This window comes from Maridesulfovibrio salinus, from assembly GCF_055394525.1.
Genome location: NZ_AP042461.1, coordinates 312,909 through 326,982, shown reverse-complemented (window position 1 = coordinate 326,982; position 14,074 = coordinate 312,909). Strand labels below are relative to the sequence as shown.

Annotated in this window: 13 protein-coding genes and 1 pseudogene; 6 read left to right on the top strand and 8 right to left on the bottom strand. The window is 48.9% G+C overall.

Translation table 11 applies throughout. The annotated features are described in order from the left end of the window. The first annotated feature begins 1 nt into the window (after window position 1). The 5 genes and pseudogenes from ACZ5PW_RS01480 (at window position 2) to ACZ5PW_RS01460 (ending at window position 3,840) form a co-directional block, all read left to right on the top strand. Window positions 2-643: a hypothetical protein gene (locus tag ACZ5PW_RS01480; protein WP_464557391.1), complete on the top strand. Its 642-nt coding sequence runs from the start codon at window positions 2-4 to the stop codon at window positions 641-643. Window positions 644-749: 106 nt separating this feature from the next. Next, window positions 750-995: pseudogene (fliN, locus tag ACZ5PW_RS01475) on the top strand (flagellar motor switch protein FliN); the annotation flags it as partial. A 123-nt stretch (window positions 996-1,118) separates the two neighbouring features. Continuing rightward, entirely contained in the window at window positions 1,119-2,711 is a 1,593-nt protein-coding gene (locus ACZ5PW_RS01470) for an ArnT family glycosyltransferase (RefSeq protein WP_464557390.1), read from the top strand. A 487-nt stretch (window positions 2,712-3,198) separates the two neighbouring features. Continuing rightward, a complete protein-coding gene (locus tag ACZ5PW_RS01465; RefSeq protein ID WP_464557389.1) occupies window positions 3,199-3,435 on the top strand; it encodes a helix-turn-helix domain-containing protein in 237 nt (78 codons plus the stop codon). Window positions 3,436-3,456: 21 nt separating this feature from the next. Further along, window positions 3,457-3,840, top strand: a complete 384-nt coding sequence (locus ACZ5PW_RS01460; protein ID WP_464557388.1) for a hypothetical protein — start codon at window positions 3,457-3,459, stop codon at window positions 3,838-3,840. Window positions 3,841-4,226: 386 nt separating this feature from the next. Here the strand turns inward: ACZ5PW_RS01460 and ACZ5PW_RS01455 are convergent, their stop codons facing one another. The 4 genes from ACZ5PW_RS01455 to ACZ5PW_RS01440 form a co-directional block, all read right to left on the bottom strand. Further along, window positions 4,227-5,870 (bottom strand): AMP-binding protein, encoded by a 1,644-nt coding sequence (locus tag ACZ5PW_RS01455; protein ID WP_464557387.1) that lies wholly within the window; start codon window positions 5,868-5,870, stop codon window positions 4,227-4,229. A 139-nt stretch (window positions 5,871-6,009) separates the two neighbouring features. Further along, window positions 6,010-6,567 carry a helix-turn-helix domain-containing protein gene (locus ACZ5PW_RS01450; RefSeq protein ID WP_464557386.1) on the bottom strand — a complete coding sequence of 186 codons (558 nt, stop codon included), beginning with the start codon at window positions 6,565-6,567 and terminating at the stop codon, window positions 6,010-6,012. 347 nt (window positions 6,568-6,914) lie between these two features. After that, complete coding sequence (locus ACZ5PW_RS01445) at window positions 6,915-8,561, bottom strand: AMP-binding protein (RefSeq protein WP_464557385.1); 1,647 nt, start codon at window positions 8,559-8,561, stop codon at window positions 6,915-6,917. Window positions 8,562-8,572: 11 nt separating this feature from the next. Continuing rightward, window positions 8,573-9,139, bottom strand: coding sequence for a helix-turn-helix domain-containing protein (locus tag ACZ5PW_RS01440; protein WP_464557384.1), 567 nt, complete (start codon window positions 9,137-9,139; stop codon window positions 8,573-8,575). A 322-nt stretch (window positions 9,140-9,461) separates the two neighbouring features. Here ACZ5PW_RS01440 and ACZ5PW_RS01435 point away from each other — a divergent pair, with 322 nt between their 5' ends. Further along, a complete protein-coding gene (locus ACZ5PW_RS01435; protein ID WP_464557383.1) occupies window positions 9,462-10,217 on the top strand; it encodes a tetratricopeptide repeat protein in 756 nt (251 codons plus the stop codon). 72 nt (window positions 10,218-10,289) lie between these two features. On the opposite strand, the gene ACZ5PW_RS01430 is transcribed toward ACZ5PW_RS01435, so the two are convergent. From ACZ5PW_RS01430 to def, 4 genes are all read right to left on the bottom strand, one after another. Further along, a complete protein-coding gene (locus ACZ5PW_RS01430; protein ID WP_464557382.1) occupies window positions 10,290-11,573 on the bottom strand; it encodes a transcription antitermination factor NusB in 1,284 nt (427 codons plus the stop codon). A 16-nt stretch (window positions 11,574-11,589) separates the two neighbouring features. After that, window positions 11,590-12,408: a DUF116 domain-containing protein gene (locus ACZ5PW_RS01425; protein ID WP_464557381.1), complete on the bottom strand. Its 819-nt coding sequence runs from the start codon at window positions 12,406-12,408 to the stop codon at window positions 11,590-11,592. 67 nt (window positions 12,409-12,475) lie between these two features. After that, on the bottom strand, window positions 12,476-13,435 hold the full coding sequence (gene fmt / locus ACZ5PW_RS01420; protein WP_464557380.1) for a methionyl-tRNA formyltransferase: 960 nt from the start codon (window positions 13,433-13,435) through the stop codon (window positions 12,476-12,478). Beyond that, window positions 13,411-13,920 (bottom strand): peptide deformylase, encoded by a 510-nt coding sequence (def, locus tag ACZ5PW_RS01415; protein WP_464557379.1) that lies wholly within the window; start codon window positions 13,918-13,920, stop codon window positions 13,411-13,413. Before def ends, fmt begins: the two co-directional genes overlap by 25 nt. Between the last annotated feature and the right edge of the window lie 154 nt (window positions 13,921-14,074).

The window sequence follows — 14,074 nt, the reverse complement described above, 5'->3', positions numbered from 1 at the left end:
CGTGAATCCTTCAGAACTGCCGGATCTGGATTCACTGGAGAGGCGTGCCGACCATCTGTCCGCGCGGGCATCTTCACGCATGGATGACTGGCTGGGATTGCGTTCAGAATCCCTCAGAACCGAGGAATTCCTGGAACTCGCCCCCTCTGCTGCAGAACGCCTTGAAGAGCTTTCCACGGCCCTTTTCGGAGAGCTGCTTAGTGAACTGGAAACAAACCTGACTCATGCAATACGGGAAATTCTGGGTCAGGACCGGGAAGTTAAAGCAGTGGCCTCCATAAGGGACAAAAAACTGCAGGTGGATTTCCAGATAATGAATCAGGGCGGCGAGGAAGATATCATGGTTGGACAGGGGGGGTCTGTCTGCAACATCCTGTCGGTAGGTTTGCGTTTGATTGCGCTTTCCCGGCTCAATCCCGAAGCCCATCGACCGTTCCTTGTGCTCGATGAGCAGGATTGCTGGCTAAGACCCGATCTTGTCCCCCGGTTTATGGAACTGATAAGTACAATTGCGCGGCGTCTCGGCTTTCAGGTTCTGGTTATCAGCCACCATCCTCTTGAGCTTTTCGCGGAAAGTGCCGATAATGTTTTGGCTCTTGAGCCTGACCGTAAAAACGGTGTCAGTATAAAAGTGGTCAAATAAGCGGTCTTTGTTTTGCTGGTTGTTTGAAGAATTTTGGGATAAACTTAATGCAGGTTAATATGTTTAAGCGGAGATTTTAATGGCATCAGATCAAGGATTGAAACGCATTCTGGATATCCCTCTTGAGGTCAAGGTCGAAATGGGCCGTACTAAACTTTTGGTCAACGAGATTATCCAGTTCGGTCAGGGAACGGTTATCGAGCTGCATAAGCTGGCCGGAGAACCTTTGGACATGTATGTGGAAGGGCGTCTTGTCGCCCGTGGAGAACTCGTTGTAATAAATGAAAATTTCGGTTTCAGAGTAACTGAGATCATCAAGCCTGAAGACCGTATCAAGAGTCTCGGCCTATAGCTTCCGCTTCAACAAGGTATTCAAGCAACCCCCGCATCCCCGGGGGTTTATTTTTGCGGCTGTCTGATGTTGTCATAAGCAGCAGGCTCAGCTAAGAGTTTCCTCGCAAGGAGGTTGCACCAAGTGTCATCATTATCTGATTCATTTAGAAACAAGCCCGTAGTCTGGGCCATTTTAATAATAATATTCACAACCTTTGCCCGTATCTGGTTTCTTGGAACCGGGCAGCTTAATCTTGTGCAGGATGAGGCCCAGTATTGGGACTGGACCCGTCACATGCAGCTGACCTATTATTCCAAAGGTCCTCTGATTGCCTGGATTATTTCAACATTTACCTCAATCTTCGGTGATACTGAGTTCGGGGTGCGTTTTGGTTCTGTAACAGGGTCATTTCTTACCCAGATTGTGATTTTTTGGGGAATGGCGAAGCTCTGGAAGAAGCCCGCTGCTGCGGTATGGACTCTTGTCATATTCAATTCCATGCCTGTTTTTCTGGCTCTGGGCATATTGATGACCACTGACAACCCTTTCATCCTTAGCTGGTCGTGCGCTCTTTTTGCCCTTTATTCCGCTTCAATCGCGCATCCGCCCGGAATTGACCGTGATTCCAACGAATCCCGGACCAAGCCTTTTGTATTTATAGCTCTTTTTCTGGGGATTGGTATTCTGGCCAAGTATACAATGCTTGGTTTTGTAGGTCTTTCAGTCATGTACGGGCTGGTTCTTATGCGCAGGGAGCGGTTGCCGCGGGGATTCTGGCGGAAATTGTTCATCTCTTTGGGCAGCGGGGTATTTCTGGGTTTTCTGCCTACTCTCATTTGGAATATGCAGAATGATTTTGTGGGCTATAAGCATGTGCTGTACCTTATCGGCGCTTCCGGAGACAAGGCTACGCAGCTGATACGTTTAGACCGTGTGCTGCCGTTTGTCGGGGAGCAGGTCGGAATGGCCACACCGTGGTGGATTGCGTTCATGTTTATAGGCAGTATAGTCGCTCTCGGGTATCTTTTCAGCGGCAGGACCAGTAACCGATTGGGACTGAATAATCGCCAGTCTGCACTGCTGTCCGTCTTTTTCCTGCCTGTATGGCTGTTCTTTTTCATGTGGAGCTTCCACGCCAAGGTTCTCGGCAACTGGGCCGTCATTTCGTATGTCAGCGGGGTGATGATTGCCGGAGTGGCTTTTGAGAGGTTCTGGTCAAGAAAAGGGCGTTTCCGTTCGCTGTGGATGTTTTTGAGTATTGTTATTTTTACTGTCCTGCATTTTCAGAACCTTGTGCCGCTGCCTGACCACCTCAATCCTACCCATCGTCTTAAGGGGTGGACTGATCTCGGACAACAGGTGGTTGAGCTTGAAAAGAGCCAGTTTGAGGATCCTGAAAAGGTTTTCGTCATGAGCGAACTCTACGACATGACCGCTGCCCTTGCTTTTTATGTACCAGGACAACCCCGCACATATTGCGCCTGGATTGACCGCCGCATGAATCAGTATGATCTCTGGCCCGGTCCTGAGGATAAAATTGGCTGGGACTGCGTTTATGTGATCAAGAAGTTCAAGGGAGAACCTGACAAAGAGCTGCAGAAGATGTTCAAGCGCATCAGTTCGCCAATACATATCCAGACTACCTTCCGTGGCAAACCGGCCCGTAAGTTCACCATCTACCTGTGCTATGATTATAACGGATACTGGCCCCGTGATGATCGTTTAAGATATTAATAGGTTTACTTCGGGGTATCTTCTTAAACTGCATAACCGCTGTTCTCCTTTCCATGCAGCTTATACCTGTTTGAGACCAGGATTTCATCGGCCTGATATAGCGTAACAAAGACCGGGACTTACACAATGTGTTTAGTCCCGGTCTTTTTTTGCGCCTAGTTTACGATTCTCAGTCAATTTCAGGTGGATTTTCTGTGGATCTAATCCACTAGTTAATCAGGAGTGAGATTTCTTGAGCAAGCAACGAGAGAGTGAGCCTGTGTGTCAGTTTAGAAAAAAAGATTAAAAAAAATTTTTTCCAATTGTGGTCCGCAACCGTTCCTGTGCCATGTTGAGATGGTTTTCTTTGTAATTCCGGATAATTTGATAGCTGTTGTAGTCTTGTCGTAGAAAATGATGTACTTGAATGACAATCTTTGACATTTTTTGACAAATAATGTCATAAGAAGTAAATTGTAGTGTAATTTTGAAAAATCAGGATAAGTCTTTGACTCCCTCGCCTACACTCTACACGGTGCGTGAGATCGCTGACACGCTGAGAATCCATCCTCGAACAGCTTACCGGCTGATCAAGGAGGGACGGATTCGCGGTGTCAAGGTCGGAAGTCAGTGGCGAGTACCGGAAAGCTCTCTGCTTGAATACATTGAGAGTGGGCTTACGGCTCCCCGTAAGAAAGCGAAAGACAGCAAAGACGGCCCTGAGCAACTGAAACTGCCCATTTGAGAAGCATCGGTGGACACGATCATGAAAAAGAAGGCAACCCTGAAAAGGGTGACTCTGGAAAATGATTTCGGAGGTCAGATTTCCTTTACCGGGAAATTGGAAAATGAATCCTTGAATTTTGACGAAAACACCGGGGAGTTGGTATCTGAAAAGATTTACAGTACTGAACAGGGGAGAACCGGGTACAGCGTCGTCAACGGGGACGGAATCAGAAGGGAGAGACGGGCCTATCTGCTGGAGGATCAGGAGGATACCTGTATGGTTTCCAACGGATCAATCCTGCTGGGGCTTGATACTGAAAACCTGCTGACTTTTTTTGCGAAAGCTTTGGCTGAAGAAGCTGAATATTACTCTGAAGACAAAATGGAGTATGTTCAGAAACAGCTTGAAGCAGTGAATGAGTAGAATTCTGGCCTGTCCGGAGGGGGACAGGCTTTCACAGACTGTTGATAAGGCGCTGATCGCGTTGTAAAGTATTTTGACAGGGAGCTTTATAGCTTCAGGCCACGCTTCTGACGGAGGCTAGAAATAAAGCTGAGATTTAATTATATCTTAGTTCGCTTTATTCACCTCTTTAATAACAGTCTGCTGGTTTAAGTTTTGTTATCAAAAAGAAAGCCCCGATGCTTTTTGCATCGGGGCTTTCTTTATTTCAGTATTTGTTCTGGAGTAAAACTGCCAGCAGGCCAGTTGATTAATGAATCCGGGCTAAAGCGGATTTAAAAGCAGCCTGAAGGGAATCTTGCAGAGGTAATCATCTCGCTGCACCTTCAAGATAGCCGGGAGCGGTGCTACTTCGCATCTGCTTCATCTTTTGCACGTATTTCAGCGCGTTTGATTTTGCCGCTGATGGTCTTGGGCAGTTCAGCTACATAGTCGACGATTCTTGGATACTTATAGGGAGCAGTAACCTTTTTGACGTGGTTCTGGAGCTCCTTGGTAAGCTCGTCCCCGGGTTCAAAACCGGCGGCTAGAACAACGGTGGCTTTTACCGCCTGACCTCGGACATCACAGGGAACACCCGTGACTGCTGCTTCAACAACAGCTTCATGAGTGATCAGTGCGGATTCGACTTCAAAGGGACCGATTCTGTAGCCGGAGCTTTTTATGAGGTCGTCAGTACGTCCGAGGAACCAGTAGTATCCGTCTTCGTCCATCCATGCCTTGTCACCTGTCTGGTAATAACCATCCACCATCACGTTTGCAGTCTTTTGCGGTTCGTCAAGGTATCCGGTGAAAAGGCCCACGGGACGGGGATCGAGTTTTACGCATATCTGGCCCTCTTCACCGGGAGCGCAGATATTGCCTTCAACATCGATAAGGGTAACATCCCATCCGGGACAGGGCTTTCCGATAGAGCCGGGTTTTGGCTTCATGTTGGGGAAAGTCGCGATCTGGAGCACGGATTCAGTCTGTCCGTATCCTTCGTAAAGCGGCAGTCCGGTTGCTTCCTTCCATGCTTCGAAGACTGATGCGTTAAGCAGTTCTCCGGCGGTTGTGCAGTGTCTGAGCGCAGAAAGATCGTATTTTGAAAGATCTTCGCGGATCATGAAGCGGTAAACTGTGGGAGGCGCGCAGAAGGAGGTTACCTTGTGGTCAGAAAGAACCTGCAGAAGTTCAGCCGGTTCGAATTTACCACGGAAGTCCCATACGAAAACGGTAGCTCCGGCCATCCACTGCCCGTAATATTTGCCCCATACAGCCTTGCCCCAGCCTGTGTCTGCCAAAGTGAGGTGGATGTCCCCGGGTTCGAGGTCATGCCAGTATGCTCCGGTTACGTAGTGCCCCAGAGGATAGGTGTGAGTGTGTTCGACCATCTTGGGCGGTCCTGTCGTGCCGGAAGAGAAGAAGATGAGCAGTGAGTCATCTCCGCAGGCGCAGTCTGAAGGACGGGGAAATGAATCCGAAGCTTCAGCGCAGACAGTCTCTATATCCAGCCAGCCTTCAGGAGTGTTGCTTTCACCGGCCTGAATCATGACCTTAAGAGAGGGACAGCTTTTCTGTGCTTCAACTACTCGTTCGGTAACGGAGTCTTCACAGATTACCCCTTTGATCCCGGCAAAGTTCACGCGAAATTCAATATCCTTGACGGTAAGCAGGTTGGGGGACGGAACCGGAACAGCTCCTACTTTGTGGCATGCCAGCATTGCAACCCACCAGTCTATGCGACGGTAAAGGATGATCATGATCCGGTCGCCTTTTACCACACCTGAGTCGGACAGGGCGTTGGCAAGGCGGGAGGACTTTTTGGAAAAGAAATCAAAGTCTTTTTCGGTGCGTGTTCCGTCAGGGCCGATATGGATCATGGCCATACGGGATGGATCTTCAGCGGCAATCCTGTCAACGCAGTCAAATGCGAAGTTATAGTTTTCAGGTACTTCGGTCTTGAAATCGGCACAGAATTGTTCGTAGGAATCGTATTTTTGTTTCTGCATTCTATCTCTCCACAAAAGGATGTGTTCGCATCCCGATACTTGCTGTTATTAACGTTGAATCCTCAAAAGTAAAAATTGTGCTTTTTACCGCAGGCCGCAGGATCCTCCACGGAAGTGGAAGCAACTTGAAAGCGGCCTGCTAGAGAATGACGTCCAGCATGCGTGCAGATTTACCGCCAAGACCGCGCAGGGCATGGGGAGTGTTGGAGTCAAAGTACAGAGAGTCGCCTTTTCCAAGCTCAAGGACGGAATCGTCCAGCCTGAGTTCCAGGCGCCCTTCCAGTACATAAATGAACTCCTGCCCGCGGTGGGTAGTGAAATTCATGTCGGAGACCTCTTTGGGCGGAACTTCCACCATAAAGGGCTCCATGCGGCGGCCAACAAATGTTGAGGCCAGATTCTTGTAGTCGTAGTCCTTGCGGCGGTCTACGGTAAGGCCTTTGCCGCTGCGTACCAGTGCGTAGTTGGTCAGGTGCGCTTCATTTCCGGAAATGAGTACGGTAAGGCTCACTCCGCAGAGATGGGCCACATCCATCAGATAGCTGACCGGAATTTCAACTGTGCCGGATTCATATTCCGCTACACGTTCCGGAGTAACCCCGGTTTTCTCTGCCAGTTCCTCGATACTCATGTCCATTGCATCACGCAGGCCCGCCAGCCTCGGTGCAATTTCTTTATAAGCCTGTTCGTTACTCATCTTGCCTCCTAGTTGGATGCCTTCGGCTACCCTGCAATAACAAAAAACTATTAGGGATTCGCCGCCGTTGGCTATAAGTTGTCTTCGAAATTTGTTTCAATACGATTCGTACGGGGAGGTAGTATTCAACGTAATTGTTGATTCTCTATGCCTCCAAGCGAAAGCCCGCCGGGAATTCCAATAGGGCTTACTGTTCCACTCTTTCTATCCGTAAGACTCGGGCAAAAACTTTCGCCTGACGGCTATAAGTCTTTGGTTCCGCTGAGAGCGCCCCCGGAGAGCCGCCGGAAGCCATGCGAAGCGTATTTATCAAAAAAAGGGCCCTGCCGGAGCAGAGCCCCTTGGCTTTATGCGTCGGGGTACAGCTCTGCAGCCATTTCCCTGAGTTTGTATTTCTGAATCTTGCCGCTTGCGGTCATGGGATAAGCGTCAAGGAAGGTAATGTATTTGGGGATCTTATAGCGGGCAATCTGTCCGCGGCAGAAGTCGATGACGTCCTGCTTTTCCATCTCCACATCATCTTTTAGGATAATGAAAGCTCCCACCTGCTCACCGTATTTTTCGCTGGGAACACCGGCGACCTGAACATCGAGAATACCCTCCATGGTGTAAAGGAATTCTTCGATTTCACGCGGGTAAATGTTTTCTCCACCACGAATGATCATATCTTTCAGGCGTCCGGTAACGGTCACATAGCCTTCCTGATCCATTGTTCCAAGATCTCCGGAATGAAGCCATCCGTCGACGTCTATATTGGCATTCGTTGCTTCCGGGTTATTGTAATAACCCTTCATCACGTTGTAGCCGCGGCAGCAGATTTCCCCTGTTTCGCCGGGAGAGCATTCTTCTCCGGTTTCAGGGTTGAATATGGCAACCTCGATTTCAGGCATGGCCCGGCCTACGGTTTCCGTTCGGCGCTGGACGCTGTCTTCCATGCGGGTCTGGGTCATAACCGGTGATGCTTCGGTAAGTCCGTAGCAGATGGTGATGTCGGTCATGTTCATTTTGTCCATGACTTTTTTCATCACCTCAACAGGACAGGGTGATCCAGCCATGATACCGGTCCGCAGTGAAGAGTAGTCAAATTTTTCGAACAGCTTGTGTTCAAGAATGGCGATGAACATGGTCGGCACGCCATAGAGGGCGGTGCACTTTTCCTGATCCACGGATGCCATTACCAGCAGCGGGTCGAAACCTTCCAGAATGACCAGTGTGGTCCCGTGATTAACCGCGGCCAGCACGCCCAGAACACAGCCGAAGCAGTGAAACAGGGGCACAGGCAGACAGAGACGGTCACCAGGTTTAAATCCCTGATTTTCACCGATCCAGAAGCCGTTGTTGCCGATGTTATAATGGGTCAGCTGCACCCCTTTGGGGAAACCGGTTGTTCCCGAGGTATACTGCATGTTGACCACGTCATGCGGGTCAAGTGTTGCCTGACGTTCTTCATATTCTTCATCCGTGGTTACGGAGGAAAGGTTGATAACTTCAGCCATGGAGTACATGCCGCGGTGTTTTTCCTGACCGAGGAAGAAAACTCTTTTAAGGTGCGGAAAGGTTTCGCTTTTAAGGTAGCCACGTTCCTGGGTCTTGAGTTCGGGAATCAGGTCGTAAACTGTCTGAAGGTAGTCAATTTCCCTGAATCCGTCGATAATGACCAGGTTTTCACATTCGGACTGCTTGAGCAGGTAGTCCAGCTCTGATGTACGGTAAAAGGTATTTACCGTCAGCAGTATTGCCCCTATTTTGGCCGTGGCAAACTGGAGAGCCACCCAGTAGGGAACGTTGGTTGCCCATACTGCAACTTTTTCACCTTTCTTGATACCCAGCGCCATAAGGCCCATAGCCAGATCGTCCACCAGTTCTCCGAACTCACGGTAAGTGAGGCGGAAATCGCGATCTACATAAACAACAGCTTCCTGATCGGGCCATTTTTCAACAGTTTCATCAAGCAGTGCCCCCAGTGTTATTTCCCTGAGATGTGATTGTTCCATGAAAACCTCTCTTACTCCGGAAAATAAAGAACTGCGTATATATCACACTTTTCATTGCCTTCAGCGGCAACATAGTGCGGCACAACGGAATTGAAATATACACTGTCGCCAGCAGAAAGGACGCTTTCCTCTTTGCCGTAAACAACCTTGAGCTGTCCTGATACGACAATGATGAATTCCTCACCTTCATGGGAAGTCATCTTGGGAGCGTTATCTTCAGGCTGGATTTCAATGAAGAACGGCTCCATGTGGCGGTCACTTTTCCCTTTTCCAAGGGAAAAGTACTTCATTGAAGCAGTCTTTTCCTGATCGGAATGCATGGTGAACTCTTCTTCGCGCTCATCAAGCTTGACGATCAGGGGATCTTTACTGACCTGATCATCGAGAAATGTTCCAAGGCGAACGCCCAGTGCCCGTGCGATTTTGAGTAGGGGACCTAGAGAGGGGTATTTTTCTTTTTCTTCAACAGCCTTGAGGAAATCAAGTCCAAGGCCGGTGCGTTCGGAGAATTCTTCAAGGCTGATACCTTGTTTTTCCCTGAAATTTTGTATCCTTTGTCCTACTTTTGCTTTGCTCATACTTCCCTCTACTGGTCTAAATCCGCATCCTACGGCAGTTAGTTGACAATAATGAAAAACATTAGAAATGAGTGCTTACATTAATAACGTGTTTTTGTCACCTGCGTAATGATAGCGAGTGTTATTTCAATTTTATAACTGACGGGGCACAGAGTAAAACTTCATGATGCAAAAATGAAGGGCAAAATTCGACAATTGTGTATTTTTTATCGAATTTAAAGATAAGGATTCTCAATTGCAGAAATGATTTTGCTGTTGGCTTTTCGTGAAAAATTTATCTATAGTTCACTAGTTTGTAGTAATCAAAGGTAAGGAAGTTTAAATGGTATCTGCTGAACATGTGACTGACAGAAAAAAGATACAGGGCGTCTTTTCAAGCCAGAGTGTCCAGAAGATAGGTACTGGTACAACCGTGCGGCGAACCATCAGCAAGATGTACTGGATGGCCAGGGAACTTGATGACGGCACTGTTGAAGTCCAGGCCCTGAATAAGAGCTACATCCCGTCCGGTCCAAAGTCGACTATTGAAATGGAGGAATTCCTTTCAAAGTATTCGCCTGAGCCTGAGTTCTATATGTCGACTGTTTACCCTAAGCTTAAGGAACTCAACACAACTGTTGAGCGTGGTGAAAAAGCAAGACAGGCCGGAGCTACCTACAGCGCTGAATTTGAGTTTCAGAATGCTCTTGATGTTGACGAGGATAATGTAAAAGCGAACTTTGGACTTGGCCTTACTTATATGGAGCGCGGTGAAAGCAACAAGGCCAATGATATATTTGAAAGACTGGTCAAACTTGATGCTGCTTTCCAGACCGAGCACAAGCATCTGTTTAATGAATTCGGCATTAATCTTCGCAAAACCGGGATGCAGGATCAGGCCATTGATTATTATGAACGTGCTCTGGAGATGACTTCCAATGATGAAAACCTCCATTACAACATAGCCAGAGCCTATTATGAAAAGGGGCAGCTCGAAAAGTGTGCCGATCATCTGGCCAAGGCTCTGTCCTTGAATAAAGACCATGCCGAAGCTCAAAAATTTTTCGATTTTGTGAAAAAACAATTGCAGGACAAGTAGTTTTTACAGGACCATCAAAAAAGCCGCACATGATTCATGTGCGGCTTTTTTGATGGAGTTAACTAGATGAAATCACTGCTTTTCTATCAGTGCAGAATAAAAAAATTCGCGTAATTCCGATTCCGGGGGAGTTGTCCATTCCTTGAGCAGCTTTGCATTCTTGTGCTTGTTTAAAAATGCTGCAATCTGGCGTTCATTTTCATCAGGGTTCAAGGTGCAGGTTATATATGCCATGCGGCCTCTGCTTTTCACTGTCTTCCAGCTGTTTTCCAGAATTCTGGACTGTAGATGTATAAGTGAGTCAACATCTTCCGGAGTACGTTTGAATTTGGTGTCAGGACGTCTGGAAAGAACACCCAGACCGGAACATGGAACATCGAGCAAAGCGGTTCCTACAGATTCCCTTGCAAGGGGCGGATTGATTGCTGAAGCTCTGAACGCGGAAACTGCGGGAATTTCAGTTCTGAGAGCCGCCAGTCTGCCTTCGTGCGGATCGCTTGCAAAAACCGGAGATATTCCTTTCGAGTTGAGGAAGCGGGATTTACCGCCGCGACCTGAGCATCCATCCCATACCGGCGTGGGCCATTCTTGTGGTTCCAGAACCGACAAAGCCTGTCTGGCGGCATAGCTCTGGCGGGTCAGCACCTCATTGTCCAGTCCCTTGAAAGCGTTGGGCCATTGCCCGGAATAAAAAGCAAAACCCTGACCGTCAGCTTCAATATAATCGCCTTCCTGCATGAGTTCTTCCGCAGCGTTACGGGCATTTCCATCTGTCAGGTCGAGAACGAATCCTGCAGCGGGGGGGCAGATCTGGGCATCAAGGTACATTTCGGTTTTTTCGCGCCCATAACTGTCCAGCCACATATCCACTATCCATTCAGGGCAGGAGTAGTAAGCGGAAAGATACTCGATCTCACCTGAAGTGTTGCGTTGAAAGAATTCTTCATCCGCACCTTCTTCGGCAAGCCTAGCCACCTTACGGAGCACAGCATTTGCCAGACCACCAAGCTTGCCGCGTGAAAGTCTTTTGGCAGAGTCCACTCCCCAGTCGACAGAAGCGTAGGCCGGGACATCCATATGCAGGATTTCATAGGCAGCCATACCCAGAACCCGGATAATTGGGGCAGGGAGTCCATCCGGTCTGGAAAGGAAGCAGTTCAGAACAGTCTGCAGGCGGATACGCATACGCAGATATCCGTACATGATTTCTGTTATGAATCCGCGGTCCCGCTGATCAAGTTTTGAAGACGAAAGGATCGAGTCCAGCACGGCCTGTGCGTCAGCACCGCCTTCCAGAGAGCGTGTAACACACTCGTAGGCTAGGCCTCTCGGGCCGGGCAGGGAAAATTTTTTCATTTATTATAGTCCGCTTTTATAAGCCGGTAAGGGGTGTCATGCCGACATTTTTATCAGCGTCCGCAGGGAGTTTATCTTCTTTAATAAAACGGCGCAGGGCTTCTTCCACTGCAACAAGAGAAACTTCAGTGTCAAGGCAAGGGCCATGCGGCCTTTCGTTCAGAACGCCGTACACCGGAAGTGGATAAGTATCCTGAATGCCGCTGGCGAGGTCTCGTTCGCAAGCAATTGCCACAATCATGCGCGGACGCTTCTGCACAACCAGACGGCGGGCGATAGTGCCTCCGGTGGCAATGGCGAAATGCACGCCGTATTTATCACGCAGCTCAAGCAGTCCTTTTACCGTGCAAAGACCACAGCGTTTGCAGTTGTCCACATCGTAGGTCAGTCGCATGTCGCAACGGCTGGCCTGAAGGCAGTGCGGGGTAAGGATCATTATTTTTTCAGGGTCAAACCGTCCGGATTCCGAAAGAACCAGTTCGTTGTTTACCTTGATGAATGATCCTCTGATCTTGCGTTTTGAAAGGCCGAAAACTCTTCCCAGAATAGTCATCAGGGGCAGGAAGATCTTTACTGTCAATCCCCGCGCCTTCTGAAAAAAAGGAAGAGTGCGTCCGAGAACTACATTTGCCAGCAGTCCTGCATAAGCCCACCCGACAATAAAGATGAGCGCGAAAATAAATATTCCCCAGGCCCATGCGGCCCATGCTCCAAAGGAATCAAGACCTGCGAAAGGCACATACCAGAGCATCGCCAGAAAAAAACAAAGCAGGATACTGGTTCCGGTTATCAGACCGATGAAAAGGCGTTTTTTGGAATCTTTTTCTTTGCTCATCTAAAAACCTGAACCGGACGGAAGACCGTCCGGCTGAGTTGCTGTTTTGCTGTGGTTGTCTGCCTTATTAAGGCTCACATTTTCCCATATATCCGCAGACGAAGGCTTTACCGTCCATTTCTTTTTTACCCGCGGGTTTTACCTTTGGCGTGAGATATATTTTATCTGCGCAGGCGATTCCCAGCATTCCTTCAAATTCGCCTACGATCGTTCCGGGAGCGTTGTCACCGGCTTCTTCTTCACCCGGCTTTCCGGGGGCGATAACCAGACGGATAGGTTCAGAATCCTGCTTGTGGCTCCAGAAGAAGTATGCACCCGGCCACGGATACATGCCTCTGATCTGGTTATGAACGGACTGTACATCCTTAGTCCAGTCTATGAGCCCTTCTTCCTTGCTTAGCTTCGGGGCATAGGTGGCAATGGAATCGTCCTGTTCCATTATTATGAGATGTTTATTCTCATAGCGCAACAGGGTTTCCATGACCAGCGGGCCACCCATGGCGGCAAGCTCGTCATGTATTTTCCCGGTGTAGTCGTCCCATGCGATTCCAAGGGCCTGCTGAACGAGCATCGGTCCTGTATCAAGGCCGGCTTCCATTTTCATGATGGTAATTCCGGTCGCATGGTCACCGTTGGCTACAGACCTGTGAATGGGAGCTGCTCCACGGTATTTGGGCAGCAGTGAAGCGTGGACATTTAAAGGCATCACTTTGGGGATGTCCAGAACTGCCTGCGGCAGGATAAGTCCGTAAGCAGCCACGATCAGAAAGTCGGGTTCTAATGCGCGCAGTTCTTCAATGTCTTTCTCATCTTTGAAGTTCACGGGCTGATAAACGGGGATATCGTTTTTCAGCGCGACTTCCTTTACCGGGGACTGCCTGACTTTCTGCCCGCGTCCGCCTTTGCGGTCCGGCTGGGTATAAGCGGCTATGACATCGCATCCATCCCATTCAATGAGGTATTCAAGAATGGTGGACGCGAAGTCCGGTGTGCCCATAAATACTAGTTTCCAGCGCTTTTCTGCCATTTCTTTATCTTCTTGTCGTACATTGCACGTTTAAGGCGGCCTACACGGTCGACAATGAGGGTTCCGTCCAGATGATCAATTTCGTGCTGCAGCACGATGGCCAGAAAATCGTCTGCTTCGATTTTCAGTTCGTTGCCTTCAAGATCAGTTCCGGTCACAGTCACTTTTTCATCACGTTTGATGACACAGCGGAATGCGGGGCATGACAGGCAGCTTTCTTCGGAGTCAACTTTCCCTTCACGGCTGGTGATTTCGGGGTTGACGATAACCTGCAGGTCAGTCCGCTCTTTAGGACCGGACGGGTCGATGACGATCAGGCGTTTTTTCAGGCCGATCTGGGGTGCTGCAAGTCCAACGCCATCGTCCTCATACATGGTCTCGATCATATTATCTACGATTTCACGCAGCTCCGGAGTGATTTCCTCGATCTTTTCGCAGACCTCTTTCAAGGTCGGATCAGGATATTTTACTATTTCAAGCTTCATAAAAAATTATCTTCCTTGAAGGTCCAAACCCGTTCCCGGACCTTCTTTAATAAATGGCGTGACATCCGCATTTACGCAGATATTGCCTCCGGCAGCCCTCCGGGGGCGCCTTCAGCGGGACCAGAAGGGCTAAGCCCCTCTGGACTCCCTGAGG

What these genes read in the sequence shown, in the direction of transcription:
- ACZ5PW_RS01455 (WP_464557387.1), bottom strand. Translation starts at nt 5,870, where the DNA reads ATGCAGAAACAAAAATACGATTCCTACGAACAATTCTGTGCCGATTTC.
- ACZ5PW_RS01425 (WP_464557381.1), bottom strand. Translation starts at nt 12,408, where the DNA reads ATGAGCAAAGAAAAAGATTCCAAAAAACGCCTTTTCATCGGTCTGATA.
- ACZ5PW_RS01435 (WP_464557383.1), top strand. Translation starts at nt 9,462, where the DNA reads ATGGTATCTGCTGAACATGTGACTGACAGAAAAAAGATACAGGGCGTC.
- ACZ5PW_RS01460 (WP_464557388.1), top strand. Translation starts at nt 3,457, where the DNA reads ATGAAAAAGAAGGCAACCCTGAAAAGGGTGACTCTGGAAAATGATTTC.
- ACZ5PW_RS01445 (WP_464557385.1), bottom strand. Translation starts at nt 8,561, where the DNA reads ATGGAACAATCACATCTCAGGGAAATAACACTGGGGGCACTGCTTGAT.
- ACZ5PW_RS01430 (WP_464557382.1), bottom strand. Translation starts at nt 11,573, where the DNA reads ATGAAAAAATTTTCCCTGCCCGGCCCGAGAGGCCTAGCCTACGAGTGT.
- fmt (WP_464557380.1), bottom strand. Translation starts at nt 13,435, where the DNA reads ATGGCAGAAAAGCGCTGGAAACTAGTATTTATGGGCACACCGGACTTC.
- ACZ5PW_RS01440 (WP_464557384.1), bottom strand. Translation starts at nt 9,139, where the DNA reads ATGAGCAAAGCAAAAGTAGGACAAAGGATACAAAATTTCAGGGAAAAA.
- def (WP_464557379.1), bottom strand. Translation starts at nt 13,920, where the DNA reads ATGAAGCTTGAAATAGTAAAATATCCTGATCCGACCTTGAAAGAGGTC.
- ACZ5PW_RS01450 (WP_464557386.1), bottom strand. Translation starts at nt 6,567, where the DNA reads ATGAGTAACGAACAGGCTTATAAAGAAATTGCACCGAGGCTGGCGGGC.